The organism is Streptococcus sp. A25 (assembly GCF_043674095.1).
Lineage (GTDB): Bacteria > Bacillota > Bacilli > Lactobacillales > Streptococcaceae > Streptococcus > Streptococcus suis_V.
The window spans coordinates 13828-29139 of record NZ_JBIMJO010000020.1 but is presented as its reverse complement, the minus strand read 5'-3'; the positions used below and the strand labels follow the sequence as shown (position 1 = coordinate 29139).

The window sequence follows — 15312 nt, the reverse complement described above, 5'->3', positions numbered from 1 at the left end:
ATGAAAAAAGTAGTTGGTATGCTGGCCATTGTTGGTTTGTGTGTTCTGGCCTATTGGTTTTGGCCAGGGGAAGAACCAAATCTTCCCAAACCCAGTGAGGTCCGGGAAATTCGTTTGGTCCAAGGTCAAGAAGTAGTCCAAATCGACCAGTCAGAAGAGATAGCGGTCTTTTTGGCAGAACTAGGAAATGCAAAAAAGACCCATCAAGCTAGTGTTCACGATGCACCGTTGGTTTCACCCCATGTGCGGATTGCTTTTGTCATGGCAGAAGGTGAAACCACAGCATTTGCTTATGAGGGAATACTTAACAGCTATCTGGAGTTTCCCTACACTGGTATCTACAAGCTGAAAGAGTCTCCTCAAGTGATTCAGAAAATGCTAGCAGACTAGGTCTGCTTAGTTTAGTAAAGAAAAGAGAAATTATGTCATTAACTTCAAAACAGCGTGCCTTTTTAAACAGTCAGGCACACAGTCTTAAACCCATCATTCAGATTGGGAAAAATGGTCTAAATGACCAGATTAAAACCAGTGTTCGTCAGGCGCTAGATGCGCGTGAATTGATCAAGGTGACCTTGCTACAAAATACGGATGAAAACATTCACGAAGTAGCAGAAATCTTGGAAGAAGAAATCGGTGTGGACACGGTTCAAAAAATCGGTCGCATCTTGATTTTATTCAAACAATCTAGCAAGAAAGAGAACCGTAAAATTTCCAAACAGGTCAAAGAAATCTAAGAAGGAGAGCCTATGGCTATTGAACTCTTAACACCCTTTACCAAGGTTGAATTAGAGGTTGAAAAGAAAGAAACCAATCGCAAACAAGTGGGGATTCTGGGAGGGAATTTCAACCCTGTCCACAATGCTCATTTGATTGTGGCAGACCAGGTCCGTCAACAGTTGAAGCTGGATGAAGTCTTGCTCATGCCAGAATTCATTCCGCCTCATGTGGATAAAAAAGAAACCATTGACGAATACCATCGCTATTCCATGCTCAAGATGGCTATTGCAGGTATTGAGGGCTTGGGGATTGAAACCATTGAACTGGAACGCCGTGGTGTCAGCTATACCTACGACACCATGAAATTGCTGAAGGAGAAAAATCCTGATACGGATTATTATTTCATCATCGGTGCAGATATGGTAGACTACCTGCCAAAATGGCATAGGATTGATGAATTGGTACAGTTGGTGCAGTTTGTTGGTGTCCAGCGCCCTCGTTACAAGGCAGGGACGTCCTATCCGGTTATCTGGGTAGATGTTCCCTTGATGGACATTTCCTCCAGCATGGTGCGTAGTTTTATCAAGCAAGGACGGGTGCCGAATTTTATGGTGCCTCATGAAGTTCTGGACTATATCGAAGAAAAGGGACTTTACCAATGATTGCAGCAGATTTGACATTTGACCGTCAGGCTCTTTTGGAAAAAATCCGTGTAGCCATGAAGCCAGCGCGCTTCCAACATGTCTTGGGTGTGGAGCAGGCGGCGCTTGCCTTGGCAGACCAATACGGCTGTGATCCGAAAAAAGCCAGTCTGGCAGCACTCTTGCATGACTATGCTAAGGAAGTGGAAGACCAAGTTTTTTTGGACTTGATTGCCAAGTATGATTTGGACAAGGACCTGCTCAACTGGGATAATAACATCTGGCACGGTGTGGTTGGCGCCTATAAAATCGCAGAAGATTTTGGTTTGGAAAATGAGGAAATTTTCCAAGCCATTCAACGACACACCATTGGTGCTGGGCAGATGACCTTGCTGGACAAGGTTCTCTATGTGGCGGACTACATCGAACCCAATCGGGATTTTCCTGGGGTGGACGAGGCGCGTCGTATCGCAAGAGAGTCCTTGGACAAGGCAGTAGCCTATGAAACTGCCCAAACCATTTCTTACTTAGCCAAGAAGGGAATTCCCATTTATCCACAAACCTTGGAAACCCATAATGGCTATGTTTCTTATTTGAAGGAGTAGGGATGATTACATTAAAACCTGTGGATGAAAGCTCCTATCAAGCAGTCTTGGACTTGACAGTAGCCGAGGCAGATAAGGTCTTCGTGGCTCCCAATGTGCGTTCACTCGCTGACGCTTGGCTTTACAGAGAAAACGGCGATGTCTTCCCCTATGCCATCTGGGCAGATGAACAGGTGGTCGGTTTTGCCTTGATTGACATTGATGAAGACATCCAGCAGTATATGCTCTAGCGGTTTATGATTGGACAAGAGTTTCAAGGAAGGGGTTATGGTCAGGCTGCTTTGGAGGTCGTAATAGCAATGGCTCAGTCACACCCTGTCTGCGACCATTTGATTGCAGCTTATGTTAAGGGCAATCAGAAGATGGTTCATCTCTTGGAGAAAAATGATTTTGTCTTAGATGTTGAAGAAGAAAGGGAATTGGTCTTCCGTTTGGAAACGCCTGGTGTTAAGCTATGAAATCTGCATTGTTAGTCATTGACATTCAGAACCTTCTAGTGGAGGAAAAACCTTATGCTATTGAAGAGCGATTAGCCCTCTGGCAAGATAGCCTTGCACAAGCCCGTCAAGCGGGGGTAGAAGTCATCCATGTCCGCCATCATGATCAGGAATTGGTCAAGGGGACTGCTGACTGGGAGATTCACTCAATTGTTGCACCCTTAGCTAGTGAGAAGATTTTCGATAAGACCTTTAACAGTGCCTTCAAGGAAACGGGGCTTCATGCTTATTTGCAGGAAAAGGGAATTGAGCAGCTCATAATCATGGGTATGGCGACCAATTTTTGTATTGATACGACGATTAAAGTAGCCTTTGAACTAGGCTACAAGGTAACTGTGATTCAGGACGGAACGACGACAGGTTATTCAGGCAAATTGGATGCCAAAGACTTGATTGACCACTACCAAAACATCTGGTCATGGAATTTTGCCCAGGTGGATACATTAGAAAATATAATTAGAGGATAAGATGAAAGAACTAGATTTAGTAAAAGTTGTGGTCCAGGCTGCTGATGACAAGCGAGCTGAGGACCTTGTTGTAATTGATGTTCAGGGTGTGACCAGCCTGACAGACTACTTTGTGATTGCCAGCTCCATGAACAGTCGCCAGTTGGAGGCTATTGCGGAAAACATCCGTGAAAAGGTAGTGGAAGTTGGAATCAAGGGTAGCCGTGTAGAAGGCGATAGTAACGGTGGCTGGGTCCTTTTGGACCTTGGAGGTGTTGTCGTTCATATCTTCTCAGAAGAAATGCGTGACCTCTACAACCTCGAAAAATTATGGCATGAAGGCAGTTTCTTGGAAGTATCGGAGTACCTAGGATAGGGAGAGCTTTATGGCAAATTTAGTAACCGTTTTAGGGTTGGGGTTAGCGGGCATAGACCCTGTTGGTATGTTGATGCTTATGGCACAGCTTGCTACTGGTGGAAGCAAGCGTCAAGCAGTTCTTTTTGCAGGGCTTGTTCTCTTTGGTACAACCCTGCTAGGTGTGGCCTTATCGACACTTTTAGGATCTAGTCTCAATAAACTGAGCGACTTTATTGGGGAAGTCGGCACAGCTATCAATCAACTGCCTGATGCCAGTTGGGTTTGGATTGATGTCGCCCTCATCGCTCTCTTGATTTATTGGGGCATTCGCCGTGACAATCAAAAAGAAATCAAAGAGAATCAAAGCGAAAAGAAGATAACAGGTATCTGGGCTGGCGTAGTCTTTATGGTTTTTACTGCTCCGACTGACCCTAGTTTTCTCGCAGTCTTAGCCATATCTGGACATCGCAATCATTTTCTCTTGTCCTTGCTTTACAGTACAATCTGGGTCTTGCTGAGTCAAGCTCCACTCTTTCTCCTCACTATTGCTGTGATTTTCAACCAGCATGAGAAATTTGTTCTAGAATTCAATGCTTTCATGGACAAGTATCGTCCAATACTAAATAGGGGACTGACGGGGCTTATTTATATCTTAGCTGGTGTCTTTACCTTGGATTTAGCTCTTTACCTCTTAGCAGGGAGTTGGCTTCTGGCCTAAGACAGTCGTAAGACTGTTTTTTCATCGAAAAGAAGGAAGGATATATGGCAACTTATGAAACCTTTGCGGCGGTCTATGATGAAATCATGGATGACAGCTTGTATGATAAATGGACAGATTTTAGCTTGCGGAACTTGCCACAAGACACCAAGACGATTTTAGAATTGGCCTGTGGGACAGGGATTCAGGCTGTACGGTTTGCTCAAAAGGGTTATGAGGTGACAGGGCTTGACCTGTCCTATGAAATGTTGGAATTGGCCCAGAAAAAAGCAGAAGCTGCGGGTGTCATGATGGAGTTGGCCCAAGCAGATATGATGGCTCTGGAAGGTGTTGGAGAGTTCGATGCGGTGACCTGTTACTCGGATAGTCTGTGCTATATGTCGGACCAAGAAGCTGTTTTGCGGGTCTTTGAAGGAGTTCACTCTGTTCTCAATCAAGGTGGTACTTTCCTTTTTGACGTCCACTCCATTTATCAAATGGAGGAAGTATTTGCAGGCTATAGCTACCATGAAAACTACGAGGATTTTGCCTTTGTCTGGGATACTTACGAGGGGGAGCATGAGCATTCTATCGTTCACGAATTGACCTTCTTTGTCAAAGATGAGGACAGTCAAGAGGAGCGGTTTATCCGTCGGGATGAAGTTCATGAAGAGCGGACCTATCCGATTGAAACCTATGTGGAATGTTTGAAAGAAGCTGGTTTTGTATCTGTGGAAGTCTTTGCGGACTTTGAAAATCAAGCTCCGACAGAAACCAGCCAGCGGTGGTTTTTCAAGGCGGTCAAGGCATGATTTCAGGCATCGTAGCAGAATACAATCCCTTCCATACAGGTCATAAATACCTGCTGGAGCAGGTTGAGGGGTTGAAAATCGTGGTCATGTCTGGTAATTTCATGCAACGGGGTGAGCCAGCCATTGTGGATAAGTGGACACGGGCTCAGATGGCTTTGGAACACGGGGCAGATCTTGTTGTCGAGATGCCCTTTTTGGTGTCTGTCCAGTCGGCTGACCATTTCGCCAAGGGAGCAATCAGCATTTTACACAGGCTAGGTGTGGAAAAACTGGTTTTCGGTACGGAAGAAATGCTGGATTACCAGAAAATTGCGGACATCTATGTGGATAAGTCGGAAGAGATGGAAAATTTTGTGAAAAACTTGCCTGACCATCTCTCTTATCCACAGAAGACCCAGGCTATGTGGCAGGAGTTTGCGGGTCTAACCTTCACAGGTGACACGCCAAATCATATTCTGGCTCTGGCTTATGCTAAGGCGGTGGCTGGAACTGGCATTCAGCTCAGCCCTGTTCAACGGCAGGGGGCTGGTTTTCATTCGGAAGAGGTGGAAACGTCCTACGCCTCGGCGACAGCTATCCGCAAGAGTGCTGACCAGCTGGACTTGGTGCGTGACTTTTTACCGTCTGCCAGTCTCTTTGAAGAGGCGACCAAGGTAAGCTGGAGAAACTATTTTCCTCTGCTCCGCTACCAGATTGCGACCCACCCAGATCTCAGTCAGGTCTTTCAGGTCAACGAAGAACTAGCCAGTCGTATCCGCTCTGCCATTGGGAGCGTAGCGACCGTGGAGGAGTTAGTGGATGCAGTTGCGACCAAGCGCTACACCAAGGCGCGGGTGCGGCGGGTGCTGACCTACATCTTGGTTAATGCGGTGGAAAGTCCCTTGCCAGAAGCAGTTCATGTATTGGGCTTTTCAACTCGAGGCCAGGCCTATCTAAAGATTGTCAAGGAGCGGGTGGACCTGATGACGCGGATCGGCAAAGAGCCCTGGGACAGTCTGACCCAGCAGGCGGATGCGGTCTATCAACTTGGCGCTGACGCAATCGCAGAGCAGACCTATGGGCGTGTGCCGGTGAAGGTGGAGTGATGAGAAAAAATTTTTTATAAAGTTCTTGACTCTCACCTTACGTTATCCCTTATACTGATTATAGAGAGGAGATTTCTATGAGCGAAAATTGGACAGTTAAGCAGGTCAGTCAGTTGACAGGATTGACGGTGAGGACCCTGCACCACTATGACCAGATTGGTTTGCTCAAACCAGCATTTGTGGCTGAAAATGGTTATCGCTACTATAATCAAGAGAATTTGGCTCGTCTGCAAGAAATTCTATTGTTTCGTGAATTGGATCTTCCTCTCAAAGACATTCAGCAGCTTCTGGACGTGACGGAAGTCAATCGTCAGCAAGTCTTGCGGGACCATATCACCCTTTTAGAGCTCAAAAGGGAACGGCTGGATCGCATCATCAATCACGCCAGATTGCTCACAGAAAAAGGAGGAGAAGTCATGGATTTTCACGCATTTGACAGCAGTCAACTAGAAGCCTACAAGGTGGAGGCTAAGGAGCGGTGGGGGAATACCTCAGCCTTTGCGGAATTTGAAGAGAAATACGATGCCAGTAAGGACCGGGTGTTTGCTCAAGAGATGCAGGCTATTTTTGAAGTTTTTGGAAAAATGCTGAGCTTAGAAGTCAGTCATCCAGATGTGCAGGCTCAGGTAGCCAACTTGCAGGCCTATATCACGGAAAATTTCTACACCTGCACCAAGGAAATCTTGCAAAATCTAGGTCTTATGTATGTTGAAGACGAGCGATTTACAACCAATATTGACCGAGCAGGTGGACCAGGAACAGCAGCCTTTGTCAGTCAAGCTATTGCGATTTATTGCAAAGAATAAACGAAAGAAGTCTAGTGAGAACTAGGCTTTTTTGGTATACTAGATGAAGCTAGAATATAAGGAGCCACCCCATGATTCAACCTATTATGAAAGATATTTTCTTCCTGCAGCAGAAGTCTGAGCCTGCGACTCAAGCGGATCTACAAGTCGGTCAGGATTTGCAGGACACTTTGGTAGCCAACGCTCACGCCTGCGTGGGCATGGCGGCTAATATGATTGGTATCAAAAAGCGGATTATCATCGTCAACATGGGTTTTACCAACCTGGTCATGTATAATCCTGTCCTCGTCAGCAAGGCCAATCCCTATCAGACTGAGGAGGGCTGTCTGTCGCTCGAAGGTACCCGTCCGACCACTCGCTATCAGGAGATTGAAGTGGAATTTTTTGATGCTTCTTGGAAGTCTGTCAGCCTAAAGCTGACAGACTTCCAAGCCCAGATTGTTCAGCATGAACTAGATCATTTGGAAGGGATTATCATCTAGTAGCTACCAAATCTACCGTCAGATAGATTTTTTTATCAAAAAGTCAAAAAAAAGTCAAACAAAACTATTGACTTTTACTGACCAATGGTGTAGAATAATGAATGTAAGGTAATGAGGCCTTGCATATTTTTCAACCAAAAGGTCAGTATAGGTCAAACGCTTATTTGATTTTCTATTAGTCTTATTGGTCAGTAAAGGACAAACTTCTAAGGAGGTTAGGATGAAAGATAAGATTATTTCCTATTAGTAATTTTTTTAACTCAAAGGTCAGTATTGGTCAATAAAAATGATAAAAATAAACGAGGTGGAACTATGAACAACAATTTTAATAACTTTAACAATATGGACGATATTTTCAATCAACTCATGGGAAACATGGGTGGCTACAGCACAGAACGTCGCCGTTATTCTATCAATGGGCGTGAAGTGACACCGGAGGAATTCGCTATGTACCGTCAGACTGGTCGCCTGCCACAGACAGAAGAAGTGGTTCAAACACAGGGTAAAGGTCAGATAAAGTCAGATGGGATTCTTGCAAAACTGGGTCGCAATTTGACCCAAGATGCGCGTGAAGGTAAGTTGGATCCAGTCATTGGACGGAACAAGGAAATCCAAGAAACTTCTGAAATCCTAGCTCGTCGGACTAAGAACAATCCTGTTTTGGTCGGTGATGCTGGTGTTGGTAAAACTGCGGTAGTAGAAGGCTTGGCTCAAGCCATTGTCAACGGAGATGTGCCAGCAGCCATTAAGAACAAGGAAATTATCTCCATCGACATTTCAGGCTTGGAAGCTGGGACTCAGTATCGTGGAGCATTTGAGGAAAATGTGCAGAATCTTGTGGATGAAGTCAAAAAAGCAGGAAATATCATTCTTTTCTTTGATGAAATTCATCAGATTTTGGGAGCTGGTAGCACTGGCGGAGACTCAGGTTCCAAGGGCTTAGCGGATATTCTCAAACCAGCTTTATCCCGTGGGGAATTGACGGTTATCGGTGCCACTACACAGGACGAATACCGCAATACCATTCACAAGAACGCTGCTCTGGCTCGTCGTTTCAATGAAGTCAAGGTCAATGCTCCGTCCGCAGAAGACACCTACCAGATTTTGAAAGGGATTAAGCCGCTTTATGAAGCCCACCACAATATTGAATTGCCAGATGAGGTTTTGAGAGCTGCAGTTGATTATTCCGTCCAATATATTCCGCAACGTAGCTTGCCTGATAAGGCTATTGACCTGATTGATGTGACCGCTGCTCACTTGGCTGCACAACATCCTGTGACAGATATTCAGACCTTGGAAGCAGAAATGGCTGAGGCAAAACAGTTGCAGTTGGAAGCAGCTGAAAAAGAGGATTATGAAAAAGCCTTGAATGAAAAGGTCCGCATTGATAAGCTACAAAAACAGATTGATAATCATACGGAGCAACAGAAAGTGGTGGCGACTGTTAATGATGTGGCTCAGGCGGTTGAGCGGATGACAGGAATTCCAGTTTCTCAAATGGGAGCTTCTGATATCGAACGCCTCAAGGACTTGAAAAATCGCTTAGCCACAAATGTAATCGGTCAAGATGATGCAGTGGAAGCAGTATCCCGTGCCATTCGTCGTAATCGTGCAGGCTTTGATGATGGTAACCGTCCAATCGGCTCCTTCCTCTTTGTTGGTCCGACTGGTGTTGGTAAAACAGAGTTGGCTAAACAACTAGCTCTAGACTTGTTTGGTAATAAGGATGCCATTATTCGTCTGGATATGTCTGAATACAGCGACCGGACAGCAGTTTCCAAATTAATCGGTACCACAGCAGGATATGTCGGGTATGATGATAATTCTCATACGCTAACAGAGCGTGTACGTCGCAATCCGTACTCTATTGTTCTCTTAGATGAGATTGAAAAGGCAGATCCACAAGTGATTACCCTTCTCTTGCAAGTGCTAGATGATGGGCATTTGACAGATGGTCAGGGCAACCAAGTCAACTTTAAAAACACCATTATCATTGCTACTTCAAATGCGGGCTTTGGTTATGATGTGCCAGTGACTGATGAGAAAGTGGCTATTATGGACCGCATTTCTCCTTACTTCCGTCCAGAATTTCTCAACCGTTTCAATGGGGTTATTGAATTTAAACACTTAGATAAAGAAGATCTCAAAGCCATCGTAGAATTGATGCTGGCACAGGTCAACAAGACCTTGGCTAAGAAGGGAATTAGTCTAGAGGTGACGGATGCAGCCAAAGAATTCTTGATGGAAGCAGGCTATGACCAGGCAATGGGAGCTCGTCCTATGCGTCGCGTGATTGAAAATCAAATCCGTGATAAGGTGACAGACTTCTATTTGGATAATGTTGAAGTCAAACACCTAGAAGCAGATGTTGTTGATGGAACTATCCAAATAAAAGAGCAAACCTTTTCATAAAATTATAGAATAATATAGAAAATTCGAGAATTAAACTCGGATTTTCTTTGTTTTTTCTTTTTAGAGAAATGTAGGTATATGATATATTTTACGAGTTCTTGACAGCTTTTACGTAAAACTTTCAAAAAATATTGTATAAATCCTTGACAAGTGCAAACGTTTGCGTTAAACTATCATTGTAATCGAAAGAAAGGAAAACGTTTTTATGGCGAATCGTACCAGTGGAATTTTAATGCATATTACCTCACTTCCAGGTAAGTTTGGTATCGGTACTTTTGGAAAGCCTGCCTATGACTTTGTAGATTTCTTGGTCGAAACCAAGCAGACCTACTGGCAGCTCCTTCCTCTCACAACGACAAGTTATGGAGATTCACCTTATCAATCATTTTCTGCCATTGCAGGAAATACTCATTTAATTGATTTTGATTTGTTGGCAGAAGAAGATTTATTGGCCAACTTTGACTACCAAGATGTGAAATTTGGGGACAATCCAGAAAAAGTAGACTATGCCTTGATCTATGAGGCTCGTCGTCCGATTTTGGAAAGAGCCGTTAAAAACTTCTTGAGTGATGACAAGCGTAAAGCAGCCTTTCAAGAGTTTGAAAAAGCCAATTCGTCATGGTTAAATGACTATGCGGAATTCATGGCTATTAAAGAACACTTTGGAAACAAGGCCCTACAAGAGTGGGATGACAAGAAAGTTGTTGCTCGAAATGAAGAAGCTCTTGAAAAATACCGCTTGGAATTGACAGACCAAATTGATTACTTTAAAGTCACTCAATATTTCTTCTTTAGCCAGTGGAAACAGCTAAAAGAATATGCCAATAAAAATCACATTAAGATTATCGGAGACATGCCAATTTATGTTTCTGCTGATAGTGTGGAAGTTTGGACCAAGCCACAGCTCTTCAAATTAGATAGCGAGCGCAAGCCGCTTTATGTGGCAGGTGTGCCAGCAGATAACTTCTCTGCAGATGGCCAGCTTTGGGGCAACCCACTCTACGATTGGGAGCAACATGAAAAAACTGGCTACAACTGGTGGATCTATCGCATTCACGAGAGTTTCAAACTCTACGATGTCTTGAGAATTGACCACTTCAAAGGCTTCTCAGATTACTGGCAGGTAGCAGGAGATGCTAAAGTTGCCAAGGTTGGTACTTGGGAGCCAGGTCCAGGCTACAATCTCTTCAAGGCGGTCAAAGAAACCCTTGGCGACTTGCCAATTATTGCAGAGGACCTAGGGAATATCGATGCTAAGGCTCGTAAGTTGCTTGCAGATTGTGGCTATCCAGGAATGAAAATTCTAGAATTTGGCTTCTTCGATGTGACAGGGAGAAGCATTGACATCCCACACCGTTGCGTACCAAACTCTATCGCCTACACAGGCACACACGATAACGAGGTGGTCAATGGTTGGTATAACAATCTAGAGCCTGAACAACAGGAGTTTGTAGATGCCTATACCAACAGAAAGCCGATTGAACCAGTGACCCAAGCCATGCTTCGAACTCTCTTTGCCACTGTCAGCGACACAGCTATTGCGACCATGCAAGATGTTCTTGACTTGGGCGAGGAAAGCCGCATGAACATGCCTTCAACTGTCGGAGGTAACTGGGAATGGCGAATGAAAGCTGAAGATTTAACCCAGGAACGCAAAGACTTCTTAGTCAAAATGACAACACTATATCAACGAGGAAATGAAAATCATGATTAACTTTACAACATTTGCAGAAACAAATACTTCGAAAAAATTAGCTGATTTAACAAACGAAGAAATCTATCTTCAATTGTTAAACTACGTAAAAGAAGCTGCAGCTACAAAACCAAAAAACACAGGTAAACGCAAGGTTTACTACATCTCAGCAGAGTTCCTTATCGGTAAACTCTTGTCAAACAACTTGATCAACTTGGGTGTGTACAAGGACATTCAGGCAGAATTAGCAGCAGCTGGCAAGTCTTTGGCACAGGTTGAAGACGTGGAACCAGAACCATCACTTGGTAACGGTGGTCTTGGTCGTTTGGCATCATGTTTTGTGGACTCTATGTCAACACTTGGGATCAACGGTGAGGGTGTTGGTCTCAACTACCACTGCGGTCTCTTCAAACAAGTCTTCAAGGACAACCAACAAGATGCAGAGCCAAACTTCTGGATTGAAAATGATTCTTGGTTGATTCCAACGACAATCAGCTACAATGTACCGTTTAAAAACTTTACTTTGACCTCTAAATTGGACCGTTTGGATATTCTTGGTTACAAGAAAGACACTAAGAACTACCTCAACTTGTTTGATATCCAGTCTGTCAACTATGGCTTGATTGAAAATGGCATTACGTTTGACAAGACGGCTATTCAAGAAAACTTGACCCTCTTCTTGTATCCAGATGATTCAGACAAGAATGGTGAATTACTCCGCATTTACCAACAATACTTCATGGTGTCAAATGCTGCCCAGCTTTTGATTGACGAAGCGATTGAGCGTGGTTCAAATGTGCGTGACTTGGCAGACTATGCTTACGTTCAAATCAATGATACTCACCCTTCACTTGTTATTCCAGAATTGATCCGTCTTTTGACTGAAAAACACGGCTTGGAATTTGCAGAAGCAGTGGCCATCGTTAAGAACATGACTGGTTACACCAACCACACCATCTTGGCAGAAGCCCTTGAAAAATGGCCATTGTCATTCTTGGAAGAGGTAGTACCTCACTTAGTAGACATCATCAGGGAATTGGATGCCTTGGTTGCTAAGGAAGTAGCGGATGTTGCTCTTCACATCATCGACGAGTCTGGTCGTGTGCACATGGCTCACATGGATATCCACTTCTCAAACTCTGTCAACGGGGTTGCGGCTCTCCATACTGAAATTTTGAAAAACTCTGAGTTGAAAGGTTTCTACGAGCTTTACCCAGAGAAATTCAATAACAAGACAAACGGTATCACCTTCCGTCGTTGGTTAGAATTTGCCAACCAAGATCTTGCAGACTACATCAAGGAATTGATTGGCGATGAATACTTGACAGATGCGACTAAGCTTGAGAAATTGTTGGCCTTTGCTGATGACAAAGAAGTTCATGCTAAATTGGCTGAAATCAAACACAACAACAAATTGGCTCTTAAACGTTACCTGAAAGACAACAAGGGAATTGAGTTGGACGAAAACTCTATCATTGATACACAAATCAAACGTTTCCACGAGTACAAACGCCAACAAATGAATGCCTTGTATGTGATTCACAAGTATCTTGAAATCAAAAACGGCAACCTTCCAAAACGTAAAATCACTGTTATCTTCGGTGGTAAGGCGGCTCCAGCTTATGTGATTGCCCAAGACATCATTCACTTGATTCTCTGCTTGTCTGAATTGATCAATAACGATCCAGAAGTGAGCAAGTATCTCAACGTTCACTTGGTAGAAAACTACAACGTAACGGTTGCAGAAAAACTTATCCCTGCGACAGACATCTCTGAGCAAATCTCACTTGCTTCTAAAGAAGCATCAGGTACTGGTAACATGAAATTTATGTTGAACGGTGCTTTGACACTTGGTACTATGGACGGTGCTAACGTTGAGATTGCAGAATTAGCAGGCATGGATAATATCTACACATTTGGTAAGGATTCAGATACCATTATCGACTTGTACGACAAGGCTGGTTACGTATCTTCGGACTATTACAATGGCGATGCCAATATCAAGCGTGCAGTTGACTTTATCGTCAGCGATGAAGTACTTGCACTTGGTAATGAAGAACGCCTTGGTCGTCTTCACCATGAATTGATCTCGAAAGACTGGTTCATGACCTTGATTGACTTAGCAGAGTACATCGAAGTTAAAGAGCAAGTCTTTGCAGATTACGAAGATCAAGATTCATGGAACAAGAAAGTTGTTCACAACATCGCCAAAGCAGGATTCTTCTCATCTGACCGTACAATCGAGCAGTACAACGAAGACATCTGGCACAGTAAATAATCTAAAACAAAAGAATGTTTCCGAGTGGGAACATTCTTTTTGGTATATTTAGTTTTTACCGTTTGGCCATAGATACAAAGGTGACCTTGTCTGGTCGGTAGGTAATGGTGCCGTACTGGAAGGGACGACCGTCTGCCAGATAGGTGGTGCTAGTGACGGAAACCACCATGTCGTAGTCAGCTAGATCAAGCAAGGATTTTTCTTCCTCCGTTGCAAAGCGGAAGGAAATTTCTCGACGTGAATGAGAGATTCCTAAGCCCAGGTCCGATTCTAGATACTGATAAATCGAGCTTTCAGCGATTTCCTTGCTGAGATAGGGGACAATTCTGCGGTCAAAGTAGGAAATCTCATACTCTAATCGCTCACCGTCGATAGTCCGAACGCGACTGACACGGTAGAGATCCGTTTTTTCATCCACTTCCAATTCCTTCATGACCTCTGGCTGACCTTGGACAATATAGAGGTTGGTCAATTCGGTCTGGACTTGATGGTGGGCAGAGCGGTTGAGTTCGCTGACGGTCTTCAATTCGGATACAAATGGTTTTCGAACAAGATTATGGTCCAAAATAATGGAATTTCTCCCTTGACGTTTTTGGATATAGCCATCCATCTCCAACAGCGATAGGGCCTTGCGGATGGTGTCCTTGGAATAGGAGTAAATCTCCATCAGTTCATTTTCTGTAGGCATCTCTTGATTGGCCTGCCAGATATTTTGTTCAATTTTTTCCTTGATGTCAGCATAGACTTTTTTGTATTTACTCATTTGGGTAACTTCCTAGCTTGCTATTTACCGCTAGTATATCATAAAAAATGCCAAAGGTCAGTATTCTAAGTCCAAGTGACTTTTACGGAAAACAAATAAAATTATTACGTAAAACCATTGACATTTGAAAACGTTTACGTTATAATAAGGTTACAAGTTGAAAAGGTTTTACTAAGTAAATAGAAAGGAGCGACATGAAGTTACTAACAGTTAATGTTCATGCCTGGCTAGAAGATGACCAGCATGAGAAAATGGATATTCTGGCTCAGACCATTGCACAAAAGCAATATGATGTAATCGCTCTCCAGGAAGTCAATCAACTGATGACAAGTCCCTTGGTGACCAAAGACTTACGCCAAGACAATTATGGTCTGGTCCTGCTTGAGAAGCTGAGGAAGCTTGGAATGACAGACTATTCCTATTTCTGGTCCAATTCCCATATTGGATATGATAAGTATGACGAAGGGATTGCTTTTTTGACCAAACTGCCTGTTTATGAAGTGGATGCCTTCTACTGTAGTCAGCACCAAGATTTGACATCAATCCTGTCTCGCAAGATTATTGGCTTGACAGTGGCATATGGGAATGAGTTGATAGATTTGTATTCTTGCCATATCAATCTTCCAGATAGTCAAGAAGAAAATCAGTTGGAAAATATTCGCTCGATTATTGAGAGAACGGATTCGAATCGATTGAAAATCCTCATGGGTGATTTCAATACGGATGCTTTATCAAATCCCCAAGCCTACCAAGCTATCAAGGACCTGGGCCTTTATGATAGTTATGATTTGGCAGAGGAAAAGGACAGCGGTATCACTGTTGAAAAAGCCATTGACGGATGGGCAGGTCATAGCCAGGAAAAACGTCTGGACTATGTGTTCTTAAATCAGGAAAGACAGGTTCAATCCAGTCGAGTGATTTTCAACGGGGACAATCTTCCTGTAATATCGGACCACTTTGGTGTGGAAGTAAGATTAAGTATTTAATGGTCAACAGACCAAGAAAAATTTAAGGAGAAAA

The 15312-nt window shown here is 43.7% G+C and carries 16 protein-coding genes and 1 pseudogene; 16 read left to right on the top strand and 1 reads right to left on the bottom strand.

Going from position 1 to position 15312, the window contains the following annotated elements:
• The 15 genes and pseudogenes from ACHBID_RS09190 to glgP all read left to right on the top strand — a co-directional run bounded on the left by ACHBID_RS09190 (nucleotide 1) and on the right by glgP (nucleotide 13529).
• Nucleotides 1-390 carry a DUF5301 domain-containing protein gene (locus ACHBID_RS09190; RefSeq protein ID WP_161948216.1) on the top strand — a complete coding sequence of 130 codons (390 nt, stop codon included), beginning with the start codon at nucleotides 1-3 and terminating at the stop codon, nucleotides 388-390.
• Between the two features lie 32 nt (nucleotides 391-422).
• A complete protein-coding gene (gene yhbY, locus ACHBID_RS09185) occupies nucleotides 423-734 on the top strand; it encodes a ribosome assembly RNA-binding protein YhbY (protein ID WP_004195298.1) in 312 nt (103 codons plus the stop codon).
• Nucleotides 735-746: 12 nt separating this feature from the next.
• Nucleotides 747-1379 carry a nicotinate-nucleotide adenylyltransferase gene (locus ACHBID_RS09180; RefSeq protein WP_014637492.1) on the top strand — a complete coding sequence of 211 codons (633 nt, stop codon included), beginning with the start codon at nucleotides 747-749 and terminating at the stop codon, nucleotides 1377-1379.
• Entirely contained in the window at nucleotides 1376-1963 is a 588-nt protein-coding gene (yqeK, locus tag ACHBID_RS09175; protein WP_394732191.1) for a bis(5'-nucleosyl)-tetraphosphatase (symmetrical) YqeK, read from the top strand. Before ACHBID_RS09180 ends, yqeK begins: the two co-directional genes overlap by 4 nt.
• 2 nt (nucleotides 1964-1965) lie before the next feature.
• A pseudogene (locus tag ACHBID_RS09170) lies at nucleotides 1966-2421 on the top strand (GNAT family N-acetyltransferase).
• Nucleotides 2418-2927 carry a cysteine hydrolase family protein gene (locus ACHBID_RS09165; RefSeq protein ID WP_394732190.1) on the top strand — a complete coding sequence of 170 codons (510 nt, stop codon included), beginning with the start codon at nucleotides 2418-2420 and terminating at the stop codon, nucleotides 2925-2927. The pseudogene ACHBID_RS09170 and the gene ACHBID_RS09165 overlap by 4 nt, the downstream one beginning before the upstream one ends.
• A gap of 1 nt (nucleotide 2928) precedes the next feature.
• The gene (rsfS, locus tag ACHBID_RS09160) at nucleotides 2929-3282 is read left to right on the top strand and encodes a ribosome silencing factor (RefSeq protein ID WP_394732189.1); all 354 of its coding nucleotides are present in this window, start codon (nucleotides 2929-2931) and stop codon (nucleotides 3280-3282) included.
• Between the two features lie 10 nt (nucleotides 3283-3292).
• Nucleotides 3293-3982 (top strand): hypothetical protein, encoded by a 690-nt coding sequence (locus ACHBID_RS09155; RefSeq protein WP_193437233.1) that lies wholly within the window; start codon nucleotides 3293-3295, stop codon nucleotides 3980-3982.
• A 44-nt stretch (nucleotides 3983-4026) separates the two neighbouring features.
• A complete protein-coding gene (locus tag ACHBID_RS09150) occupies nucleotides 4027-4773 on the top strand; it encodes a class I SAM-dependent methyltransferase (protein ID WP_105118575.1) in 747 nt (248 codons plus the stop codon).
• Nucleotides 4770-5858 carry a nucleotidyltransferase gene (locus tag ACHBID_RS09145; RefSeq protein WP_394732188.1) on the top strand — a complete coding sequence of 363 codons (1089 nt, stop codon included), beginning with the start codon at nucleotides 4770-4772 and terminating at the stop codon, nucleotides 5856-5858. The genes ACHBID_RS09150 and ACHBID_RS09145 overlap by 4 nt, the downstream gene beginning before the upstream one ends.
• A 77-nt stretch (nucleotides 5859-5935) precedes the next feature.
• The gene (locus tag ACHBID_RS09140) at nucleotides 5936-6664 is read left to right on the top strand and encodes a MerR family transcriptional regulator (protein WP_394732187.1); all 729 of its coding nucleotides are present in this window, start codon (nucleotides 5936-5938) and stop codon (nucleotides 6662-6664) included.
• 71 nt (nucleotides 6665-6735) lie between these two features.
• On the top strand, nucleotides 6736-7146 hold the full coding sequence (locus ACHBID_RS09135; RefSeq protein ID WP_105160089.1) for a peptide deformylase: 411 nt from the start codon (nucleotides 6736-6738) through the stop codon (nucleotides 7144-7146).
• A gap of 312 nt (nucleotides 7147-7458) precedes the next feature.
• Entirely contained in the window at nucleotides 7459-9558 is a 2100-nt protein-coding gene (locus tag ACHBID_RS09130) for an ATP-dependent Clp protease ATP-binding subunit (protein WP_394732186.1), read from the top strand.
• Between the two features lie 205 nt (nucleotides 9559-9763).
• Complete coding sequence (gene malQ / locus ACHBID_RS09125) at nucleotides 9764-11272, top strand: 4-alpha-glucanotransferase (RefSeq protein WP_394732185.1); 1509 nt, start codon at nucleotides 9764-9766, stop codon at nucleotides 11270-11272.
• Complete coding sequence (gene glgP / locus ACHBID_RS09120; protein ID WP_394732199.1) at nucleotides 11265-13529, top strand: glycogen/starch/alpha-glucan family phosphorylase; 2265 nt, start codon at nucleotides 11265-11267, stop codon at nucleotides 13527-13529. Before malQ ends, glgP begins: the two co-directional genes overlap by 8 nt.
• A 55-nt stretch (nucleotides 13530-13584) precedes the next feature.
• Here glgP and ACHBID_RS09115 read toward each other — a convergent pair whose 3' ends face one another.
• Nucleotides 13585-14292 carry a GntR family transcriptional regulator gene (locus ACHBID_RS09115; protein ID WP_394732184.1) on the bottom strand — a complete coding sequence of 236 codons (708 nt, stop codon included), beginning with the start codon at nucleotides 14290-14292 and terminating at the stop codon, nucleotides 13585-13587.
• Nucleotides 14293-14486: 194 nt separating this feature from the next.
• On the opposite strand from ACHBID_RS09115, the gene ACHBID_RS09110 reads away from it, so the two are divergent.
• Complete coding sequence (locus ACHBID_RS09110) at nucleotides 14487-15278, top strand: endonuclease/exonuclease/phosphatase family protein (protein ID WP_394732183.1); 792 nt, start codon at nucleotides 14487-14489, stop codon at nucleotides 15276-15278.
• The last annotated feature ends 34 nt before the right edge of the window (nucleotides 15279-15312 follow it).

Bases quoted from the DNA above. Each gene is read 5' to 3' on its own strand.
- ACHBID_RS09190 (WP_161948216.1), top strand. From the start codon at position 1: ATGAAAAAAGTAGTTGGTATGCTGGCCATTGTTGGTTTGTGTGTTCTG.
- yhbY (WP_004195298.1), top strand. From the start codon at position 423: ATGTCATTAACTTCAAAACAGCGTGCCTTTTTAAACAGTCAGGCACAC.
- ACHBID_RS09180 (WP_014637492.1), top strand. From the start codon at position 747: ATGGCTATTGAACTCTTAACACCCTTTACCAAGGTTGAATTAGAGGTT.
- yqeK (WP_394732191.1), top strand. From the start codon at position 1,376: ATGATTGCAGCAGATTTGACATTTGACCGTCAGGCTCTTTTGGAAAAA.
- ACHBID_RS09165 (WP_394732190.1), top strand. From the start codon at position 2,418: ATGAAATCTGCATTGTTAGTCATTGACATTCAGAACCTTCTAGTGGAG.
- rsfS (WP_394732189.1), top strand. From the start codon at position 2,929: ATGAAAGAACTAGATTTAGTAAAAGTTGTGGTCCAGGCTGCTGATGAC.
- ACHBID_RS09155 (WP_193437233.1), top strand. From the start codon at position 3,293: ATGGCAAATTTAGTAACCGTTTTAGGGTTGGGGTTAGCGGGCATAGAC.
- ACHBID_RS09150 (WP_105118575.1), top strand. From the start codon at position 4,027: ATGGCAACTTATGAAACCTTTGCGGCGGTCTATGATGAAATCATGGAT.
- ACHBID_RS09145 (WP_394732188.1), top strand. From the start codon at position 4,770: ATGATTTCAGGCATCGTAGCAGAATACAATCCCTTCCATACAGGTCAT.
- ACHBID_RS09140 (WP_394732187.1), top strand. From the start codon at position 5,936: ATGAGCGAAAATTGGACAGTTAAGCAGGTCAGTCAGTTGACAGGATTG.
- ACHBID_RS09135 (WP_105160089.1), top strand. From the start codon at position 6,736: ATGATTCAACCTATTATGAAAGATATTTTCTTCCTGCAGCAGAAGTCT.
- ACHBID_RS09130 (WP_394732186.1), top strand. From the start codon at position 7,459: ATGAACAACAATTTTAATAACTTTAACAATATGGACGATATTTTCAAT.
- malQ (WP_394732185.1), top strand. From the start codon at position 9,764: ATGGCGAATCGTACCAGTGGAATTTTAATGCATATTACCTCACTTCCA.
- glgP (WP_394732199.1), top strand. From the start codon at position 11,265: ATGATTAACTTTACAACATTTGCAGAAACAAATACTTCGAAAAAATTA.
- ACHBID_RS09115 (WP_394732184.1), bottom strand. From the start codon at position 14,292: ATGAGTAAATACAAAAAAGTCTATGCTGACATCAAGGAAAAAATTGAA.
- ACHBID_RS09110 (WP_394732183.1), top strand. From the start codon at position 14,487: ATGAAGTTACTAACAGTTAATGTTCATGCCTGGCTAGAAGATGACCAG.